This is a genomic window from Pelomonas sp. KK5, assembly GCF_001984095.1.
GTDB lineage: Bacteria > Pseudomonadota > Gammaproteobacteria > Burkholderiales > Burkholderiaceae_C > KK5.
Genome location: NZ_LYVQ01000158.1, coordinates 1 through 15205 on the forward strand (window position 1 = coordinate 1; position 15205 = coordinate 15205).

A 15205-nucleotide genomic window follows, 5' to 3' on the forward strand; every position below is an offset into this window, starting at 1 on the left:
CTTGTGGAGCGTGCCGGGGGCGGCGGGGGTCGTCGTCGTGTCCATGCGATCGTGTCATCTCTGCCCATCCCCGCCTCGCCCGTGTACTGCTTGTCCGTCCAGTATGGGTGGCCGCCTTTGCGGCGCGCAATCGCAGCCAACGGGGGATTCGCCGCCGAACCGACGGGGGAAGCCTGCATCTGCCTCGTAAAGCGTGCATATTTCGCGGCTTCGTCCGAGCGACGGATGCGCTACCGTCGCAGTCGATGTTGTCCGCACGCCTGCCCCTCACCGCCACTCTGCTGCTGGCCCTGCTGGCCGGCTGCGGCACGCCCACGCAATCGCTGACGATGGCGCTCAGCGATGCCGACGTGCTGCAGCTGCGCACCTGGGTGCCCGAGGCGCTGAAGAACAATGTGGACCTGGACCGCGTCACCGGCGGCCAGTCGACCTCGCCCTGGTGGGGCTCCAAGGTCAGCGGCATGACGCTGGAGCAGTCGCTGGACGACTCGCTGCGCGCGCTGGGCATGCTGCCGGCCTCCCCGCAGGCGCCCACCGCCTACCAGCTGCGCGCGCAGATCGTCAGCCTGGTGCAGCCGCTGGTGGCGGCGGACACGACCGTCACCATCACCATCCAGTACACGCTGGTGGACCGCAACAGCGGCGCGGTGCTCTACCAGCGGGCGCTGCGTACGGCCTACAAGGCCGAGTTCACCGACGCGATGGTCTCGATGCCCGAACGCCTGCGCCTGGCCAACGAGGGCGCTGTGCGCGAGAACATCCGCAGCGCCATGCGCGACCTGATGGTGCTCAGGCTCCCCGCGCCAGGCTGAGCAGCGCGGCCGACAGCGCCAGCACCGCCGCCGCCGCGAGCCCGATCGGCAGGGCCTGCGCGGCCGGCAGCAGCGAGAACAGCAGGCCCATCAGCAGGCTGCCGAAGGTCTGGCCCGCAAGCCGCGCCGAGCCCTGGGCGCCGCCCGCGGCGCCGCTGCGGGCCTTCGGCGCGGCCAGCAGCATGTTGCGGTTGTTGGGCGTCTGGAAGAAGCCGAAGCCCAGGCCGGCCAGCGCCATGCAGGCGGCCAGCGGGGGCAGCCGCTGCGGCCCCGCGGCCAGCAGCGCCAGCGCCGCGGACAGGGTCAGCGCGCCCGCCGCGCAGAGCCAGCCCGTCGGCACCCGCTCGGCCAGCCGGCCCGACAGCGGCGCCGCCCCCATCACCGCCAGCGGCCACAGCGCCATCAGCAGGCCGGTCGTCAGCGCGCCCAGGCCCAGCTGGTGCTGCAGGTAGAAGGGCAGCGCGATGCTGCCCGCCATGTGCCCGGCGAAGCAGCACACGGAGGCCATGATCGAGAGGCGGAACGGCCGCAGCCGCAGCAGGTCCAGCGGCACCATCGGCGTGGCGCGCGGCGCCTCGCGCCGCACCAGCAGCACGGCGCAGGCGGCGGCCGCGGCCAGCAGTGCGGCGCCCTCCAGCGGCTGCGCGGGCAGCCGGTCGGCACCCAGCACCAGCGCGGCGAACATACCCGCGTTCAGCGCCACGCTGAGGCCGTCGATGCGCCGGGCCGTGCCCCCGCCCGCAGGGAGGCCCGCGCAGGCAGCCAGCGCCAGCAGCCCGAAAGGCAGGTTCACCGCGAACAGCCAGGGCCAGTGCGCCACCGAGAGCAGGGCCGCGCCCGCCGCCGGCCCCGCCGCCGAGGCCGCGGCCACGGCCAGCGCATTCCAGCCGATCGCCCGTCCCAGCAGCCGCTGCGGATAGATGTGGCGCAGCAGCGCCAGCCCCAGCGGCATCACCGCTGCGCCGCCCAGCCCCTGCGCGAAGCGCGCCGCCACCAGCCAGGCCAGCGACGGCGCCAGCGCGCACGCGGCGGAGCCCGCGGTGAACAGCGCGACGCCCGCGGCGAACATGCGCCGGTAGCCGAAGCGCTCGCCCATCGCCGAGGCCGGCAGCAGGAACATCACCGCCGCCAGCTGGTAGGCGGTCACCACCCAGACGCTGGCGGCCGGCGTGGCCTGCAGCGCGGTGGCGATGGCCGGCAGGGCCACGTTGGCGATGGCGCCGTCCAGCACCACCAGCATGATGGCGCTGATGATGGCCGTCACGGCCAGCAGCCGCTGCGGCAGGGGCAGGCCGTCGGCCGCGTCGGCGGAGGGGTTCAGGGGCAGGCTGGCATTCATGGATGCAAGCCTAAGCGGCCGGACGTCTTCGGCCCATGGCCTGGCGTGCAGTCCATCCCTGCATGCGGCGCAGGCCGGCAGGTGCTAGCGTGCGGGCGATGAGCGCTCCCGACCTGAACCTCCTCACCGCCCTCGACGCGCTGCTGGCCGAAGGCAGCGTGGCCCGCGCGGCGGCCCGGCTGAACCTGAGCGAGTCGGCAATGAGCCGCACGCTGGCGCGGCTGCGCGAGGCCACCGGCGACGAGCTGCTGGTGCGCGCCGGCCGCGCGATGGTGCCCACGCCGCATGCGCTGGCGCTGCGCGAGCGGGTCAGCGGCCTGGCGCAGGAGGCGCGCGCGGTGCTGCAGCCGGCCGGCGCGCGGCTGGACATCGCCACGCTGCAGCGCCGCTTCACGCTGCGCGCCAACGACGGCTTCATCGAGGCCTTCGCGCCGCGCCTGGCCGCGCGTGCGGCGGCCGAGGCGCCCGGCCTGCAGCTGCGCTTCGCACCCAAGCCGGACAAGGACACGCGCCCGTTGCGCGAGGGCCTGATCGACCTGGACATCGGCGTACTCGGCGAGCACGCCGGGCCGGAGCTGCGCGTGCAGGCGCTTTACCGGGACCGCTTCGTCGCCGTGGTGCGCGACGGGCATGCCCTGCTGGCGGACGGGCGTGGGTCAGTCGACGCGGCGCGTTATGCCGCCTGCGGCCATGTGGTCACGTCGCGGCGCGGGCGGCCCGGCGGGCCGGTGGACGAGGGGCTGGCGGCGCTGGGCCTGAGCCGCCGCGTGGCGGTGATCGTGCCGAGCTTTCGCGCGGCACTGGCGATCGCGGCCGAGTCGGATCTGGTGGCGCTGGTGCCGGCCTCCTACTTCGCGGCCCGGCAAGGCGGGCTGCAGACCTTCGAGCTGCCGGTCGAGACCGCGCCGATCACCATCTCGCAGATGTGGCACCCGCGCTTCGAGCGCGACCCGGCGCACCAATGGCTGCGCGGGCTGATGCTGGAGCTGTTCAGAAACGCCGGTGCTGCAGCGCCGGCAACTGCTCGCGCACCTGCGCCAGCCGCGCCGGATCGACATCGGCGGTGATCACGCCCTCGCCCTCCGGCAGGCAGGCCAGCACCTCGCCCCACGGATCGACGATCATCGTGTGGCCCCAGGTGCGGCGGCCGTTCTCGTGCGTGCCGCCCTGGGCCGGCGCGATCACATAGGCCTGGTTCTCGACCGCGCGGGCGCGCAGCAGCAGCTCCCAGTGCGCCTTGCCGGTGGTGTAGGTGAAGGCGGCCGGCACGCTGAGCAGCTCGCAGGGTGCGGCGCCATCGCTGCGGTAGAGCTCGGGGAAGCGCAGGTCGTAGCAGACCGACAGGCCGACCTTCAGCGGCCCGGCCTGCACGGCCACCGGCACGTCGCCGGCCTCCAGCACGCGGCCCTCGTCGTAGCGCTCGCGCCCGTTGTCGTAGCGGAACAGGTGGACCTTGTCATAACGCGCCGCCTGGACGCCATCGGGCGCGTAGACGCAGCAGCTGTTGCGCACCTTGTCCTGCACGCCCTCGCAGCGCATCGGCAGCGTGCCGCCGATGATCCACAGGCCCAGCTCGCGGGCGGCGGTGGACAGCATCTGCTGGATCGGCCCTTCGCCCGGCTGCTCGGCCAGCGCCAGCTTGTCCTGGTCCGCATGGCCCATGAAGCAGAAGTACTCGGGCAGCGCGGCCAGCTCGGCGCCCCGGCCGCGGGCGTCCTCGAGCAGGCGGCTGGCGCTGCCGAGGTTGCGGGCCAGGTCCGGGGTGGAGACCATCTGGATGGCGGCGATCTTCATCAGGGTCATGGCTTGGCTTCCTTCTTGTCGGCCGGGGTGTCGTCGTCGGGCGGCAGTTCGCCCTTGTGCTCGACCTGCTCGACCTTGGGCGCGTCCCAGCGGCCGGTGATGTGGAACTCGCGGGTGCTGGCGGCGGCCATCGGCTTGTTGAGCAGCAGCTGGGCAAGGAAGGTGCCCAGGCCCACGGCCGGGTTGATCAGCGCATAGGCCAGCGAGGCGCCGCCGGCATTGATCTCGGGCACCACCAGCACGCGCAGGTTCTGCGTCTCGCCGGCCAGGTCCGCGCTGCCGTCCACCAGCACCGAGGCCTGCACCGCGCGCATCTTCAGGTTCTTGCTGGTGGCCAGGCCGCGGGCGATGGTGACGTCGCCGCTGATGCCGTCGAAGGCGAAGCCCTCGGAGAACACGTCGCGGAAGTCGAACAGCAGCCGCCGCGGCAGCGACTGCAGGCTCAGCACGCCCAGCAGCCGGCCCACGCCGGGCTCCACCTTGAGGAACTGGCCGGCGTCAAGCGACACGTTCAGCTGCCCTTCCAGGCTGGGGAAGTCCGGCGTCAGCGGCGAGCCCAGCCAGCCGATGCGGCCGTTCAGCACGCCCTTGCCGTTGCGCAGGACCTGGCCCTGGCCCAGCTCCTCCAGCAGCCGGCCGGCGTCGGAGACGTCCAGCCGCCAGTCCAGCTCGGTGCGGCGCTGCCGGCTGCCGGGCTCGGCCTTCAGCCATTCGCCGCTGGCGTTGAGCACCGCGTGGGGGTTGACCAGGCGCAGCTTGTTCAGGTGCCAGTCGCGGCCGCCGCTGGCCGGGTCGCCGCCGGCGCGGGCTTCCACTTCCAGCCGGCCGAGTTGCTTGCCGCGCAGCTCGAAGTTGTCCACGACGATGTCCAGCGCGGGCACGTTGCCGGGCTGGCTGTCCAGCATCTGCGAGACCGAGTCGGCCTCCTGGCGCGGCAGCGAGAGCCGCGCCAGCCGCGCGCTGATGCGCCCGGCCGAGGCCACGCCCTGCGGCGGCCGCAGCTCGATGAAGCCGCTGAGCTGGTCGGCGTCGACGCTGAAGCGCCAGGCGCCGCTGCCGTCGGCGGCGCGGGTAATGCCGGCCACCACATGGGCCAGCTCGCGGCCCGAGAGCTGCAGGCTCTGCGCGCGCAGGCCGATCTGGTGGGGCACGTAGCTGGTGGCCGCGGCGGCGGGGTCGAGCGGGCCGCTGCTGTCGCCTCCGGCGATGCGCTCTGCGGCCAGCTTCCAGGCGTCCAGGTTGACCTTGCCCAGGTTGGCCTGCAGCTGCACGCCGGCCTCGGGCAGCGGCGGCAGCCGGTCCTGCAACGCGATGGCGCCGCGCTGCACGCGCGCCTCGGCGCCGCCGGTGTCGCGCTGGTAGAGCAGCTGCAGCAGCGTGCCGAGCTCGACGCGCAGCTCGTCGTGCGTGGCGTTCGTCGGCACCAGGGCGATGCGCAGCGGCAGCGTGGCGTCGGCCTCCTTGCGCAGCGGCGCCGGCAGGTCCAGCGCCAGGCCGGCCAGCGGGCTGGCGATGCCGATCTCCACCTGGCCGTGGCCGGAGATGCCCAGCTGCAGCTTGTACGTGGTCTGGCCGCTGGCCACGGCAGCGAGCTGGGGCGCCAGCGGCAGCTCCTTCGCGCGGCGCAGGCCCTCGGCGGTGGCCGTGCCGGTGCCGTTGAAGCGATAGCTGCCGTCGCGCTGGCTGCCGCCGTCGAAGCTCAGGTCGCCGCCCAGCGCATGGGCCTTGCCGCCGCTGACCTTGAAGCCGTTGCGGTCGAAATCGACCGCGGCGCGCGCGCCTTCCAGCAGCGGTACGTCGGGGCGGATGCGCACGTCGTTGCCCAGCAGCTGCACGCTGCCCTTGACGGCGCTGCGGTTCAGGTCCGCCAGCGGCAGCTGCAGCGCCAGCTTGAAGCCGGCGTTGCCGGTGGAGCTCGCGTCCTTCAGCGCATGGCCGGTCCACTCGTCCAGCGGCGAGGCGCGCATGAACTGCAGCAGCGAGGCCAGCGGCCCCTGCCCGCCGCCCTCGATCTCCAGCACCCGCTGGTGGGCCAGGTCCTTGATGCCGCCGCTGACGCCGCTCAGCGGATAGCCCAGCACGCTGGCCCGCGCGCCGACGATCTGCATGCTGCCGCGGTCGAACACCAGGCCGCCCTCGGCATGCTCCAGCGCGGGCCAGCTGAGCGGCAGACCCGGCGCGGCCGGCGGCACGTAGGCCAGGTTGACGTCGCGCACCTGGGCGGCGATGCGGAACTGGCCGGGGCGGCCGCCGTCGAAGGGGAAATCCGCCAGGTCGCCGCGCACCCTGACCGTGATGTCGCGCGCCTCGCCGCTGCGCACGGCGTCCTTGACGTAGCCGCGCGCATGCTCGCCCAGGATCAGCGGCAGGTAGCGCTGCACCTTGACGGCATCGATGCGGGCGATGCGGCCGCTCAGCTCCAGCTGGCCGGGCAGGCCCTTGGGGTCGGCGCCGCGGCCGCTGCGCCAGCTGGCGTCGAACGTGCCGCGCAGGTCGGCGTTCTCCAGCTTCAGCGCGCCCACCTTGAGCGCATAACGCCCCGCATCGACTGACCACTCCAGCCGCGCCGAGGCTTGGCCCAGCGGCACGACCGGCTCCTCGAACAGGCCGGGGAATTCCAGCCGGCCGTCGGCGATCAGCAGCGTGGCTTGGCCGCCCTTGTCGGTGGCGTCGATCTGCAGGTCGGCCTTGTCCACGCCGGGGCGGCCGACGTGGTGGATACCGCCGGGCTCGCCGGGGTCCAGGTGCAGCGCCTCCAGCCCGGCCTTGACCCGGTAGTGGATCGGCGCCTCCAGCGGGCCTTCCCAGCTGGCGCTGAGGCCGTTGACCACGCCGCGCGGCGCCAGCTCGGCCAGCAGCGCGTGGGGCCGCTCGCCCAGCGGCAGGCCGGCGGCGAGCTGGGCCATCAGCGCCAGGTCCAGGCGCTGGGCCGTCAGCGCGCCGCCGAGGGCGGTGCCCGGCTGGATATCGGCCAGGCTGGCGTTGGCGTCCTTGGCCAGCTTCAGCTGCACGCCCCAGTTCGAGCGCGGCCAGGTCACGCCGTCGGCGCTGACGAAGCCCAGCTGCGTGGCCTGCAGCACCAGCGCCTGCGGCTCGCGCAGCAGCTGCAGCCGGCCTTCCAGCTGGCTCAGCGCCAGCTCCGGCGCGCGGGCGGCCAGGCGCAGCTTGACCGCGCGCAGCGCCATGTCCACGGTGGCGCCCAGGGGCTTGCCGTTGCTGATGTCGATCCAGGCGCGCAGCGCGCCGTCGCCTTCCTGCAGGTCGAAGGGCAGGTTCACGTGGCGGCGCAGCTCGTGCAGGTCGCTGCGCGGCAGGTCGGCATAGAGCTGGCCGCTCCAGTGGCGGAGGTCGCCGGGCCGCTTGAGCAGGGACTGGTTGAAGCGGCCCTGCATCGAGAAGCGCTCGCCCCAGGCCGGCGGCGGCGTGGCGTCCAGCCGGATCAGGTGCTGGCGCAGGCCGTTGCGCAGCACCAGGTCCAGGTCGGCCAGCTCCAGCGGCGGGGCGGCGTGCAGCTCGTCGATCCAGCGGATGCGGCCGTGGCGCACGGCGAACTCGCGCTGCTTGAAGAACCAGTCGGCCCATTCCTCGGCCAAGCCGGTGCTGGCCTCGCCGGTGGCCGGGTCCACGGACAGGCCGGCGACGTAGATGTGGCCGCTGCGGTCGCGCCGCACTTCCATCTGCGGGCCGTCGATCAGCAGCTGCTCGAAGCGCAGTTCGAAGGCCAGCAGCGAGCGGGCCGACAGCGAGGCCGCCACCCGCGGCAGCAGCAGGGTCTGGCGGCCCTGCTTGTCCAGCAGGCGCACGTCCTTGAGTTCCAGCGCCGGGAACCAGCCGCCGGCGCTGACCGCGATATTGCCGATCCGTACCGGAATGCCCAGGCTCTGCGAGGCCTCTCTTTCCAGCCTCGGACGCCAATCGTTGATGTGCGGCAGAATCGCCCACTGCAAAACCGCCCAGGCCAGCAGCAGCAGTCCCCAGGCCAGCCCGAGCAGGCCGAGGGCCCAGCGCAGCAGGCGCCAGATCAGGCGCAGGCCGCGTTTGGACCAGTGGGGAATGGCGTCGGCCGGGGCGTGATGGATCAAGGGAGAGCGCTCGCCGCGGAGCCTGTTGTCGGCAATGTCCGGCCGCATCGCCCGGGACGCGGCGAATCTAGCACAGCGCATGGACCGTATGACCGAGGCACAGCCTACTTTACCCCGTGAACGGCCGCCGGCCGAGGCGGCGCACAGCCGCTTCGTGCAGCGCATCCGGCGCCGCTATGCCGAGGAGCTCGCGCTGCTGCCGCCGGGCCTGCCGGACCGCGAGGCGATCGAGGCGCTGGTGGCGCGGCTGCAGCAGCAGGGCCGGGCCTTGCCCTCGGCGCTGCGGGTGGCGCGCCATCTGGTGCTGGAGCGGCTGGCGGTGCTGGACGTGGAGCAGCAGGCCGCCATGCACGACATCACCGCGGCAATGACCCACCTGGCCGAGGCCACGCTGTGCCTGGCCCTGGCGGCGGCCCGCGAGGAGCAGGACGCGATCAACGGAAAGCCCCGCAATGCCGAGGGCGAGGTGATCGAGTTCTGGGTACTGGGCATGGGCAAGCTGGGCGCCCGCGAGCTGAACGTCTCGTCCGACATCGACCTGATCTACGTCTACGACGACGAGGGCCAGACCGACGGCGCCCAGTCGATCAGCGCCCATGAATACTTCGCGCGCATCTGCAAGCGCATGACCACGCTGATCGGCGACGTCACCGAGGACGGCCAGGTCTTCCGCGTGGACCTGATGCTGCGGCCCAACGGCAACTCCGGCCCGCCGGCGGTGAGCCTGGCGATGCTGGAGGAATACTTCCTGGTGCAGGGCCGCGAGTGGGAGCGCTTCGCCTGGCTGAAGAGCCGGGTGGTGGCGCCGCTGGCCAGCGTCAGCGGCACGCGGGTGCTGGCGCTGAAGTCGCTGGTGACCCACTTCGTCTACCGCAAGTACCTGGACTACGGCGTCTTCGAGGGCCTGCGCCAGCTGCACCGTAAGATCCGCGACGAGGCCCAGCGCCGCGCCGCCGGCCGGCCCGAGCGGGCCAACGACGTCAAGCTCTCGCGCGGCGGCATCCGCGAGATCGAGTTCATCGTGCAGCTGCTGCAGGTGGTGCGCGGCGGGCAGTTCCCCGAGATCCGCACCCGCTCGACCGTCAAGGCGCTGGGCCGCCTGGCGGCGCGCGGCCTGATGAAGCCGCAGACGGCCGCCAAGCTGGCCGAGGGCTACTACTTCCTGCGCCGCGTCGAGCACCGCATCCAGTTCCTGGACGACCAGCAGACTCACTGCCTGCCCGGCAACGACGAGGACCTGGCCTGGATCGCCCGCAGCCTCGGCATGGAGCCCTGCCGCGAGGACGCCTGCCAGCTGATGGACCAGCTGCTGGAGGTGCGCGAGGTGGTTGCCACCGAGTTCGACGCGCTGCTACACGACGGCCGCGCGCCCTCCACCGCCAACGGCGGCTGCAAGGGCTGCGCCGGGCCGGCGCTGCCGGTGGACACCGAGGAGTTCCTCGACAAGCTGCAGCCCGAGCTGGCCACGGCCGTGCGCCGCTGGGCCCAGCAGCCGCGCGTGCAGGGGCTGAAGGAGGAATCGCGGCTGCGCCTGGCCAAGCTGGTCGGCCGCGCCGGACGCGCGGTGCATGAAGGCACCTGCAGCCTCGATGCGGCGATCCGCTTTGTCGACTGGATGGAGCCGTTGCTGCGGCGCGAGAGCTATCTGGCCCTGCTGGTCGAGCGGCCGGCGGTGCAGGAGCGGCTGCTGCGCCTGCTGGGCCTGGCCCGCTGGCCGATGCGCTACCTGATGCTGCACCCGGGCGTGATCGACGAGCTGGCCGACGAGCGCGTGCTGCACGACCGCTTCGACGGGCCCGCCTTCATCGCCGATCTCGAAGAGCGCCACGCCGCCTGGGACCGCTCCGGCCAGGCCGACGAGGAATCGCTGCTGGACACGCTGCGCCGCGCCCACCATGCCGAGGTGTTCCGCACGCTGGTGCGCGACGTCGAGCGGGCGATCACCGTGGAACAGGTGGCGGACGATCTCTCGGCGCTGGCCGATGCGGTGCTGCAGTGCGCGATGGCCTGGTCCTGGCAGCGGCTCAAGCAGGCCCACCAGCCGGAGCCGCGCTTCGCCGTCATCGCCTACGGCAAGCTGGGCGGCAAGGAGCTGGGCTACGGCAGCGACCTGGACGTGGTCTTCCTGTTCGACGACGCGCACGAGAACGCCGGCGAGATCTACGGCGCCTTCGTGCGCAAGCTGATCACCTGGCTGACCATCCGCACCGCGGCCGGCGAGCTGTTCGACATCGACACCGCGCTGCGGCCCAACGGCAATTCGGGCCTGCTGGTCACCTCCATCGAGTCCTTCGAGAACTACCAGACCGGCCGCGGCAGCAACACCGCCTGGACCTGGGAACACCAGGCCATCACGCGCGCGCGCTTCTGCGCCGGCGACGCGGCGCTGGGCCAGCGCTTTGAGGCGGTGCGCCGCGCGGTGCTGACCGCGCCGCGCGACCACGCGGCGCTGCGCGGCGAGATCCAGGCGATGCGCGAGAAGGTGCGCAGCGCCCACAAGCCGCGCGAGGGCCGCTTCGACCTCAAGCAGGATGCCGGCGGGATGATGGACGCCGAGTTCGCCGTGCAGTACCTGGTGCTGGCCGAGGGCGGCAGCCATGCCGAGCTGCTGGACAACGCCGGCGTGATCGCGCTGCTGCAGCGGGCCGAGACCGCGGGCCTGCTGCCGGCGGGTGTCGGCGTGGCCGCGGCCAACGCCTACCGCGAGCTGCGCCGCGTGCAGCACAAGGCGCGGCTGGATGAGCAGCCGACGGCCGTGCCGGACACCGAGCTGGTCGAGCAGCGTGATGCCGTGAAGGCCTTGTGGCGCGCCGTCTTCCCCTGAGCCTGCCGTGGATCGCGCTGGCGGTGCTGCTGGCCGCCGGCTCGCTGCTGGCTTGGCGCATCGACCCGACGGCGCTGGACTGGCAAGGCCTGCGCGACCCCGGCTGGCCCTGGCGCGCGTTCACCGCCGCCTTCGTCCACTGGACCCCGCGGCATCTCTACGCCAATCTCGCCGGCTGCGCGGTGCTGGCCGCGCTGGGCTGGGCGGCGCGGCTGCCGGCGCGCTGCGCGCTGGCCTGGCTGCTGGCCTGGCCCTTGTCGATCCTGGCGCTGCTGGCGCGGCCCGAGCTGATCGCCTTCGGCGGCGCTTCCGGCGTGCTGCATGCGGGCGTGGCGGTGGCGGCGGTGGAGCTGATGTTGATGCGCGGGCCGGGGCGGGAGCGCTGGATCGGCATTGCGATTGCGGTGGGCCTAACGCTGAAAGTCAGCGGCGAGGATCCGCTCGGACCGGTGATGCAGCGGGCCGAGGGCTGGGGCGAGATGCCGGTGGTGACGCTGTCGCACCTGACCGGCGCGGTGATCGGCGCGGTACTGGCGGCCATTGCGTCAGGGGCCGCCCGCTATCATCGCCGCCGCTGATTCCCCGGCGCCAACCGCCACGCCCATGTCCTCCACGACTGTTTCTTCTTCGTCTTCCGCCTCCGCGCCGGTTCCCGGCGCCAGCGCGCTGTTCTTCATCCAGGTCTTCGCCACGCTGGGCTTCGCCGTGCTGCAGTCCACGCTGGTGCTCTACGCCACCAAGCACCTGGGCTTCAGCGATCAGTTGGCCACCGCGCTGATGGGCGTGTTCGGAGCCTTCAACTACGGCCTGCACCTGTTCGGCGGCTACCTGGGCGGGCGCTTCCTGTCGAACCGCAACCTGTTCGTCGGCGGCATGGTGCTGCAGGTGCTGGGCTGCGCGGCCATCGCCGGCGGCACCGCGGCGCTGATGTACTGGGGCCTGGCCCTGTTCCTGACCGGCAGCGGGCTGAACGTCACCTGCATCAACATGATGCTGACCCAGCGCTTCACGCCCGAGGACGAGCGACGCGAGTCCGCCTTCCTGTGGAACTACGCGGGCATGAACGTCGGCTTCTTCATCGGCTTCAGCGTGGCCGGCCAGCTGCAGCTGAGCCAGGACTATTCGACGCTGTTCACCTTCGCCACCGTCGGCAACCTGGTCGCCATCGTGCTGGCCTTCGTGTTCTGGACCCGCATCCGCGACCTCGACACGCCGCTGCTGCAGGCCACGCCGCAGGCCTGGCGGCTGCGCTTCGTCGCCGGCGTGGCCATCCTCGTGGGCCTGGTGCCGGCGCTGTGGCTGATGCTGCAGGTGCCGGACTGGGCCGGCTCGATCGTCAAGGCCATCGGCGTGCTGGTCTTCCTCGGCCTGCTGGTGCTGACGATCCGCCATCCGGTGCCCGAGGAGCGGCGTCGCATGGCGGCCTACCTGATCCTGGCCGGCGGCTCGCTGGCCTTCTGGTCGCTCTACCAGATGGCCTTCAGCGGCCTGCAGCTGTTCTACGACCGCAACGTCGATCCGATGATCGGCAGCTTCCAGATCGCGCCGCAGTGGGTGCAGAACATCAACACGGTGGTGATCGTCTTCGGCGGCCCGCTGCTGGCCTGGCTGTTCGCCCGGCTGCGCGCGCGCGGATGGGCCATCGACGTGCCCAGGCAGTTCGCCGCCGCCGTGCTGCTGATGGGCGCCAGCTACGTGGTCCTGCCGCTGGGCATCGGCCTGGCCGATCCGGCGACCGGCCGTTCGGCCTTCATCTGGATCTTCCTGAGCTATGTGCTGCAGAGCGTCGGCGAGCTGCTGATCTCGCCGGTGGGCTACGCAATGATCGGCCGGCTCGCGCCACGCCAGTACCAGGGCATCATGATGGGCGCCTGGATGCTGGTGACGGGTCTTGCCTCGCTGTTCGCCAACGACTTCTCGGGCTCGATCCCGCAGGCGCCGGGCAATGATCCGCTGCTGACCAACGGCTTCTATTCCATGCTGTTCGGGCGCCTCGGCTGGGGCACGGTGGCGGTGGGCGTGGTGATGCTGCTGCTGATCCCGAAGCTGAGCCGGATGATCATCGGCCGCGACAAGGAATGACCGAGCGCAAGGCGCGGCTCGGCCGCGGCGCCATCGCCGGCGTGCTGCTGTGCTGCCTGCTGTGGGGCCTGAACCAGGTGGCGGCCAAGGCGGCGCTGAGCGAGATCGGCCCGCTGTGGGAAGCCGGCCTGCGCTCGCTGGGCGCGGCGCTGCTGGTGTGGCTGTGGGCGCTGGCGCGGGGCATCCCGCTGTTCGAGCGGGATGGCAGCCTGAAGGGCGGCCTGCTGGCGGGCACGCTGTTCGCGCTGGAGTTCGCCTGCATCTTCGTCGGGCTGCAGTACACGACCGCCTCGCGGATGGTCGTCTTCATCTACCTCTCGCCCTTCGTCGTCGCTTTGGGCATGCCCTTCATCGCCGCCAGCGAGCGGCTGAACCTGCGCCAGGTGGGTGGGCTGGTGCTGGCCTTCGGCGCGGTGGCCTGGGCTTTTGCCGAGGGCTTCGGCAAGGACAGCGGCTCGGGCCTGCAGTGGTTCGGCGACCTGCTGGGCCTGCTGTCGGCAGTGCTCTGGGGCGGCACGACGCTGGCGATCCGCGGCTCGCGCCTGGCGAGTGCCAGCGCGGAGAAGACCTTGCTGTACCAGCTGGCGATCTCCGGCGTGGGCCTGACGCTGGCGGCCATCTGCATGGGCGAGCCGGCGCCGCTGGCCTGGTCCTGGCGGTTGGCCGGGCTGCTGGGCTTCCAGACGGTGATCGTCAGCTTCGCCAGCTACCTGCTGTGGTTCTGGATGATCCGCCACTACATGGCGACGCGGCTGGCCAGCTTCACGCTGGCGACGCCGCTGTTCGGCCTGCTGGCCGGCGCCTTCCTGCTGGGCGAGCCGATTACCGTGCGCCTGGTGGTGGCCCTTGTCGCCTTGGCGGCAGGCGTCGTGCTGGTCAACAAATAGCATCGCAGCCATGACGACACCTGCTTCCATCACCCTCTGCGGCTTCTCCCTCAGCAACTACTACAACAAGGCCAAGATGGCCCTGCTGGAAAAGGGCATCCCCTTCACCGAAGAGACGGTGATGACCCACTCGCACGAGCAGGCGGTGCTCGACTGCACGCCGCTGGGCAAGGTGCCCTTCATCCGCACGCCGCAGGGCGCGCTGTGCGAGAGCCAGGTGATCGTCGACTGGCTGGAGGCCGCGTATCCGCAGGTGCCGCTGATCCCGGCCGAGCCCTTCGCCGCCGCCAAGGTGCGCGAGCTGGTGCAGTTCATCGACCTGCACCTCGAGCTGGTGGCGCGCGAGCTGTACCCGCAGGCCTTCTTCGGCGGGCAGGTCAGCGAGGGCACGGCCAAGCGCGCGCGGCGCCTGCTGACGGCGAATATCGAGGGCTTCAAGCGGCTCGCGAAGTTCGGGCCGTATGTGGGTGGCGACACCTTCACGATGGCCGACTGCGCGGCCTTCAACAGCCTGCCGCTGGTCGGCATGGCCAGCAAGATCGTGCTGGGCGAGGACCTGCTGGCCGCCGCCGGCGTGGACTGGAAGGCCTACGCGAAATTCATCGGCGAGCGCCCCAGCGCGCAGAAGGTCGCGGCCGACCGCAAGGCCGACCAGGACCGCATCGCGGCCCTGAAGGCCCAGGGCTGATCAGGCGGGCCGCTTCGGGATGTCCAGCCCGCGGATCACCGCGGGCCGCTCGACGAAGGCCGCCAGCACGCGGGCCACGTTCGGAAACTTGTCGAAGCCCACCAGCTCGCCGGCGCCGTAGAAGCCGATCAGGTTGCGGATCCACGGGAAGGTGGCGATGTCGGCGATCGTGTAGTCCTCGCCCATGATCCAGGCGCGGCCTTCGAGGTGTTGTTCCAGCACGCCCAGCAGGCGCTTCGCCTCGTCCACGTAGCGGTCGCGCGGGCGCTTGTCCTCGAAGTCCTTGCCGGCGAACTTGTGGAAGAAACCCACCTGGCCGAACATCGGCCCGATGCCGCCCATCTGGAACATCACCCACTGGATGGTTTCATAACGGCGAGCCGCATCGGAGGGCAGCAGCTGCCCGGTCTTCTCGGCCAGGTAGATCAGGATCGCGCCGGACTCGAACAGCGCCAGCGGCTTTCCGTCCGGCCCCTGCGGGTCGAGGATGGCCGGGATCTTGTTGTTCGGGTTCAGCGACAGGAAGGCCGGCGAGAGCTGGTCGTTGGTCTGGAAGTTGACCAGATGCGGCTCGTAGGCCAGGCCGATCTCCTCCAGCATGATCGAGACCTTGACGCCGTTGGGCGTGGGCAGCGAGTAGAGCTGCAGGCGGTCCGGGTGGGCGGCGGGCCACTTGGTGGCGATGGGG

General features: G+C 72.0%; 11 protein-coding genes. 7 read left to right on the top strand and 4 right to left on the bottom strand.

Annotation, left to right across the window (positions count from 1 at the left end; translation table 11 throughout):
* Window positions 1-245: 245 nt before the first annotated feature.
* Window positions 246-812, top strand: a complete 567-nt coding sequence (locus B0W88_RS21785; RefSeq protein ID WP_077036732.1) for a hypothetical protein — start codon at window positions 246-248, stop codon at window positions 810-812.
* On the opposite strand, the gene B0W88_RS21790 is transcribed toward B0W88_RS21785, so the two are convergent.
* Window positions 790-2151, bottom strand: a complete 1362-nt coding sequence (locus tag B0W88_RS21790) for an MFS transporter (protein ID WP_083748966.1) — start codon at window positions 2149-2151, stop codon at window positions 790-792. The genes B0W88_RS21785 and B0W88_RS21790 overlap by 23 nt on opposite strands.
* Before the next feature lie 98 nt (window positions 2152-2249).
* On the opposite strand from B0W88_RS21790, the gene B0W88_RS21795 reads away from it, so the two are divergent.
* Window positions 2250-3218, top strand: coding sequence for a LysR family transcriptional regulator (locus B0W88_RS21795; protein WP_077036734.1), 969 nt, complete (start codon window positions 2250-2252; stop codon window positions 3216-3218).
* On the opposite strand, the gene B0W88_RS21800 is transcribed toward B0W88_RS21795, so the two are convergent.
* Window positions 3142-3945, bottom strand: a complete 804-nt coding sequence (locus B0W88_RS21800; protein ID WP_077036741.1) for a carbon-nitrogen hydrolase family protein — start codon at window positions 3943-3945, stop codon at window positions 3142-3144. The two genes, B0W88_RS21795 and B0W88_RS21800, sit on opposite strands and share 77 nt — an antisense overlap.
* Window positions 3946-3950: 5 nt before the next feature.
* Window positions 3951-8036: a YhdP family protein gene (locus B0W88_RS21805; RefSeq protein WP_158080911.1), complete on the bottom strand. Its 4086-nt coding sequence runs from the start codon at window positions 8034-8036 to the stop codon at window positions 3951-3953.
* A gap of 88 nt (window positions 8037-8124) precedes the next feature.
* Here B0W88_RS21805 and glnE point away from each other — a divergent pair, with 88 nt between their 5' ends.
* The 5 genes from glnE to B0W88_RS21830 are packed head-to-tail and all read left to right on the top strand — an operon-like array spanning window position 8125 to window position 14517.
* Window positions 8125-10860, top strand: coding sequence for a bifunctional [glutamate--ammonia ligase]-adenylyl-L-tyrosine phosphorylase/[glutamate--ammonia-ligase] adenylyltransferase (gene glnE / locus B0W88_RS21810; RefSeq protein ID WP_369973919.1), 2736 nt, complete (start codon window positions 8125-8127; stop codon window positions 10858-10860).
* Window positions 10839-11438 carry a rhombosortase gene (gene rrtA, locus B0W88_RS21815; protein ID WP_077036736.1) on the top strand — a complete coding sequence of 200 codons (600 nt, stop codon included), beginning with the start codon at window positions 10839-10841 and terminating at the stop codon, window positions 11436-11438. The genes glnE and rrtA overlap by 22 nt, the downstream gene beginning before the upstream one ends.
* Before the next feature lie 25 nt (window positions 11439-11463).
* Window positions 11464-12942: a peptide MFS transporter gene (locus B0W88_RS21820; RefSeq protein WP_077036737.1), complete on the top strand. Its 1479-nt coding sequence runs from the start codon at window positions 11464-11466 to the stop codon at window positions 12940-12942.
* Window positions 12939-13829, top strand: a complete 891-nt coding sequence (locus B0W88_RS21825) for a DMT family transporter (RefSeq protein WP_077036738.1) — start codon at window positions 12939-12941, stop codon at window positions 13827-13829. Before B0W88_RS21820 ends, B0W88_RS21825 begins: the two co-directional genes overlap by 4 nt.
* A gap of 10 nt (window positions 13830-13839) precedes the next feature.
* A complete protein-coding gene (locus B0W88_RS21830; protein WP_077036739.1) occupies window positions 13840-14517 on the top strand; it encodes a glutathione S-transferase in 678 nt (225 codons plus the stop codon).
* On the opposite strand, the gene B0W88_RS21835 is transcribed toward B0W88_RS21830, so the two are convergent.
* A partial coding sequence (locus tag B0W88_RS21835) for a glutathione binding-like protein (protein WP_369973918.1) occupies window positions 14518-15205 on the bottom strand: 688 nt, incomplete at its 5' end.

What these genes read in the sequence shown, in the direction of transcription:
- B0W88_RS21785 (WP_077036732.1), top strand. Translation starts at nt 246, where the DNA reads ATGTTGTCCGCACGCCTGCCCCTCACCGCCACTCTGCTGCTGGCCCTG.
- B0W88_RS21790 (WP_083748966.1), bottom strand. Translation starts at nt 2,151, where the DNA reads ATGAATGCCAGCCTGCCCCTGAACCCCTCCGCCGACGCGGCCGACGGC.
- B0W88_RS21795 (WP_077036734.1), top strand. Translation starts at nt 2,250, where the DNA reads ATGAGCGCTCCCGACCTGAACCTCCTCACCGCCCTCGACGCGCTGCTG.
- B0W88_RS21800 (WP_077036741.1), bottom strand. Translation starts at nt 3,945, where the DNA reads ATGAAGATCGCCGCCATCCAGATGGTCTCCACCCCGGACCTGGCCCGC.
- glnE (WP_369973919.1), top strand. Translation starts at nt 8,125, where the DNA reads ATGACCGAGGCACAGCCTACTTTACCCCGTGAACGGCCGCCGGCCGAG.
- B0W88_RS21820 (WP_077036737.1), top strand. Translation starts at nt 11,464, where the DNA reads ATGTCCTCCACGACTGTTTCTTCTTCGTCTTCCGCCTCCGCGCCGGTT.
- B0W88_RS21825 (WP_077036738.1), top strand. Translation starts at nt 12,939, where the DNA reads ATGACCGAGCGCAAGGCGCGGCTCGGCCGCGGCGCCATCGCCGGCGTG.
- B0W88_RS21830 (WP_077036739.1), top strand. Translation starts at nt 13,840, where the DNA reads ATGACGACACCTGCTTCCATCACCCTCTGCGGCTTCTCCCTCAGCAAC.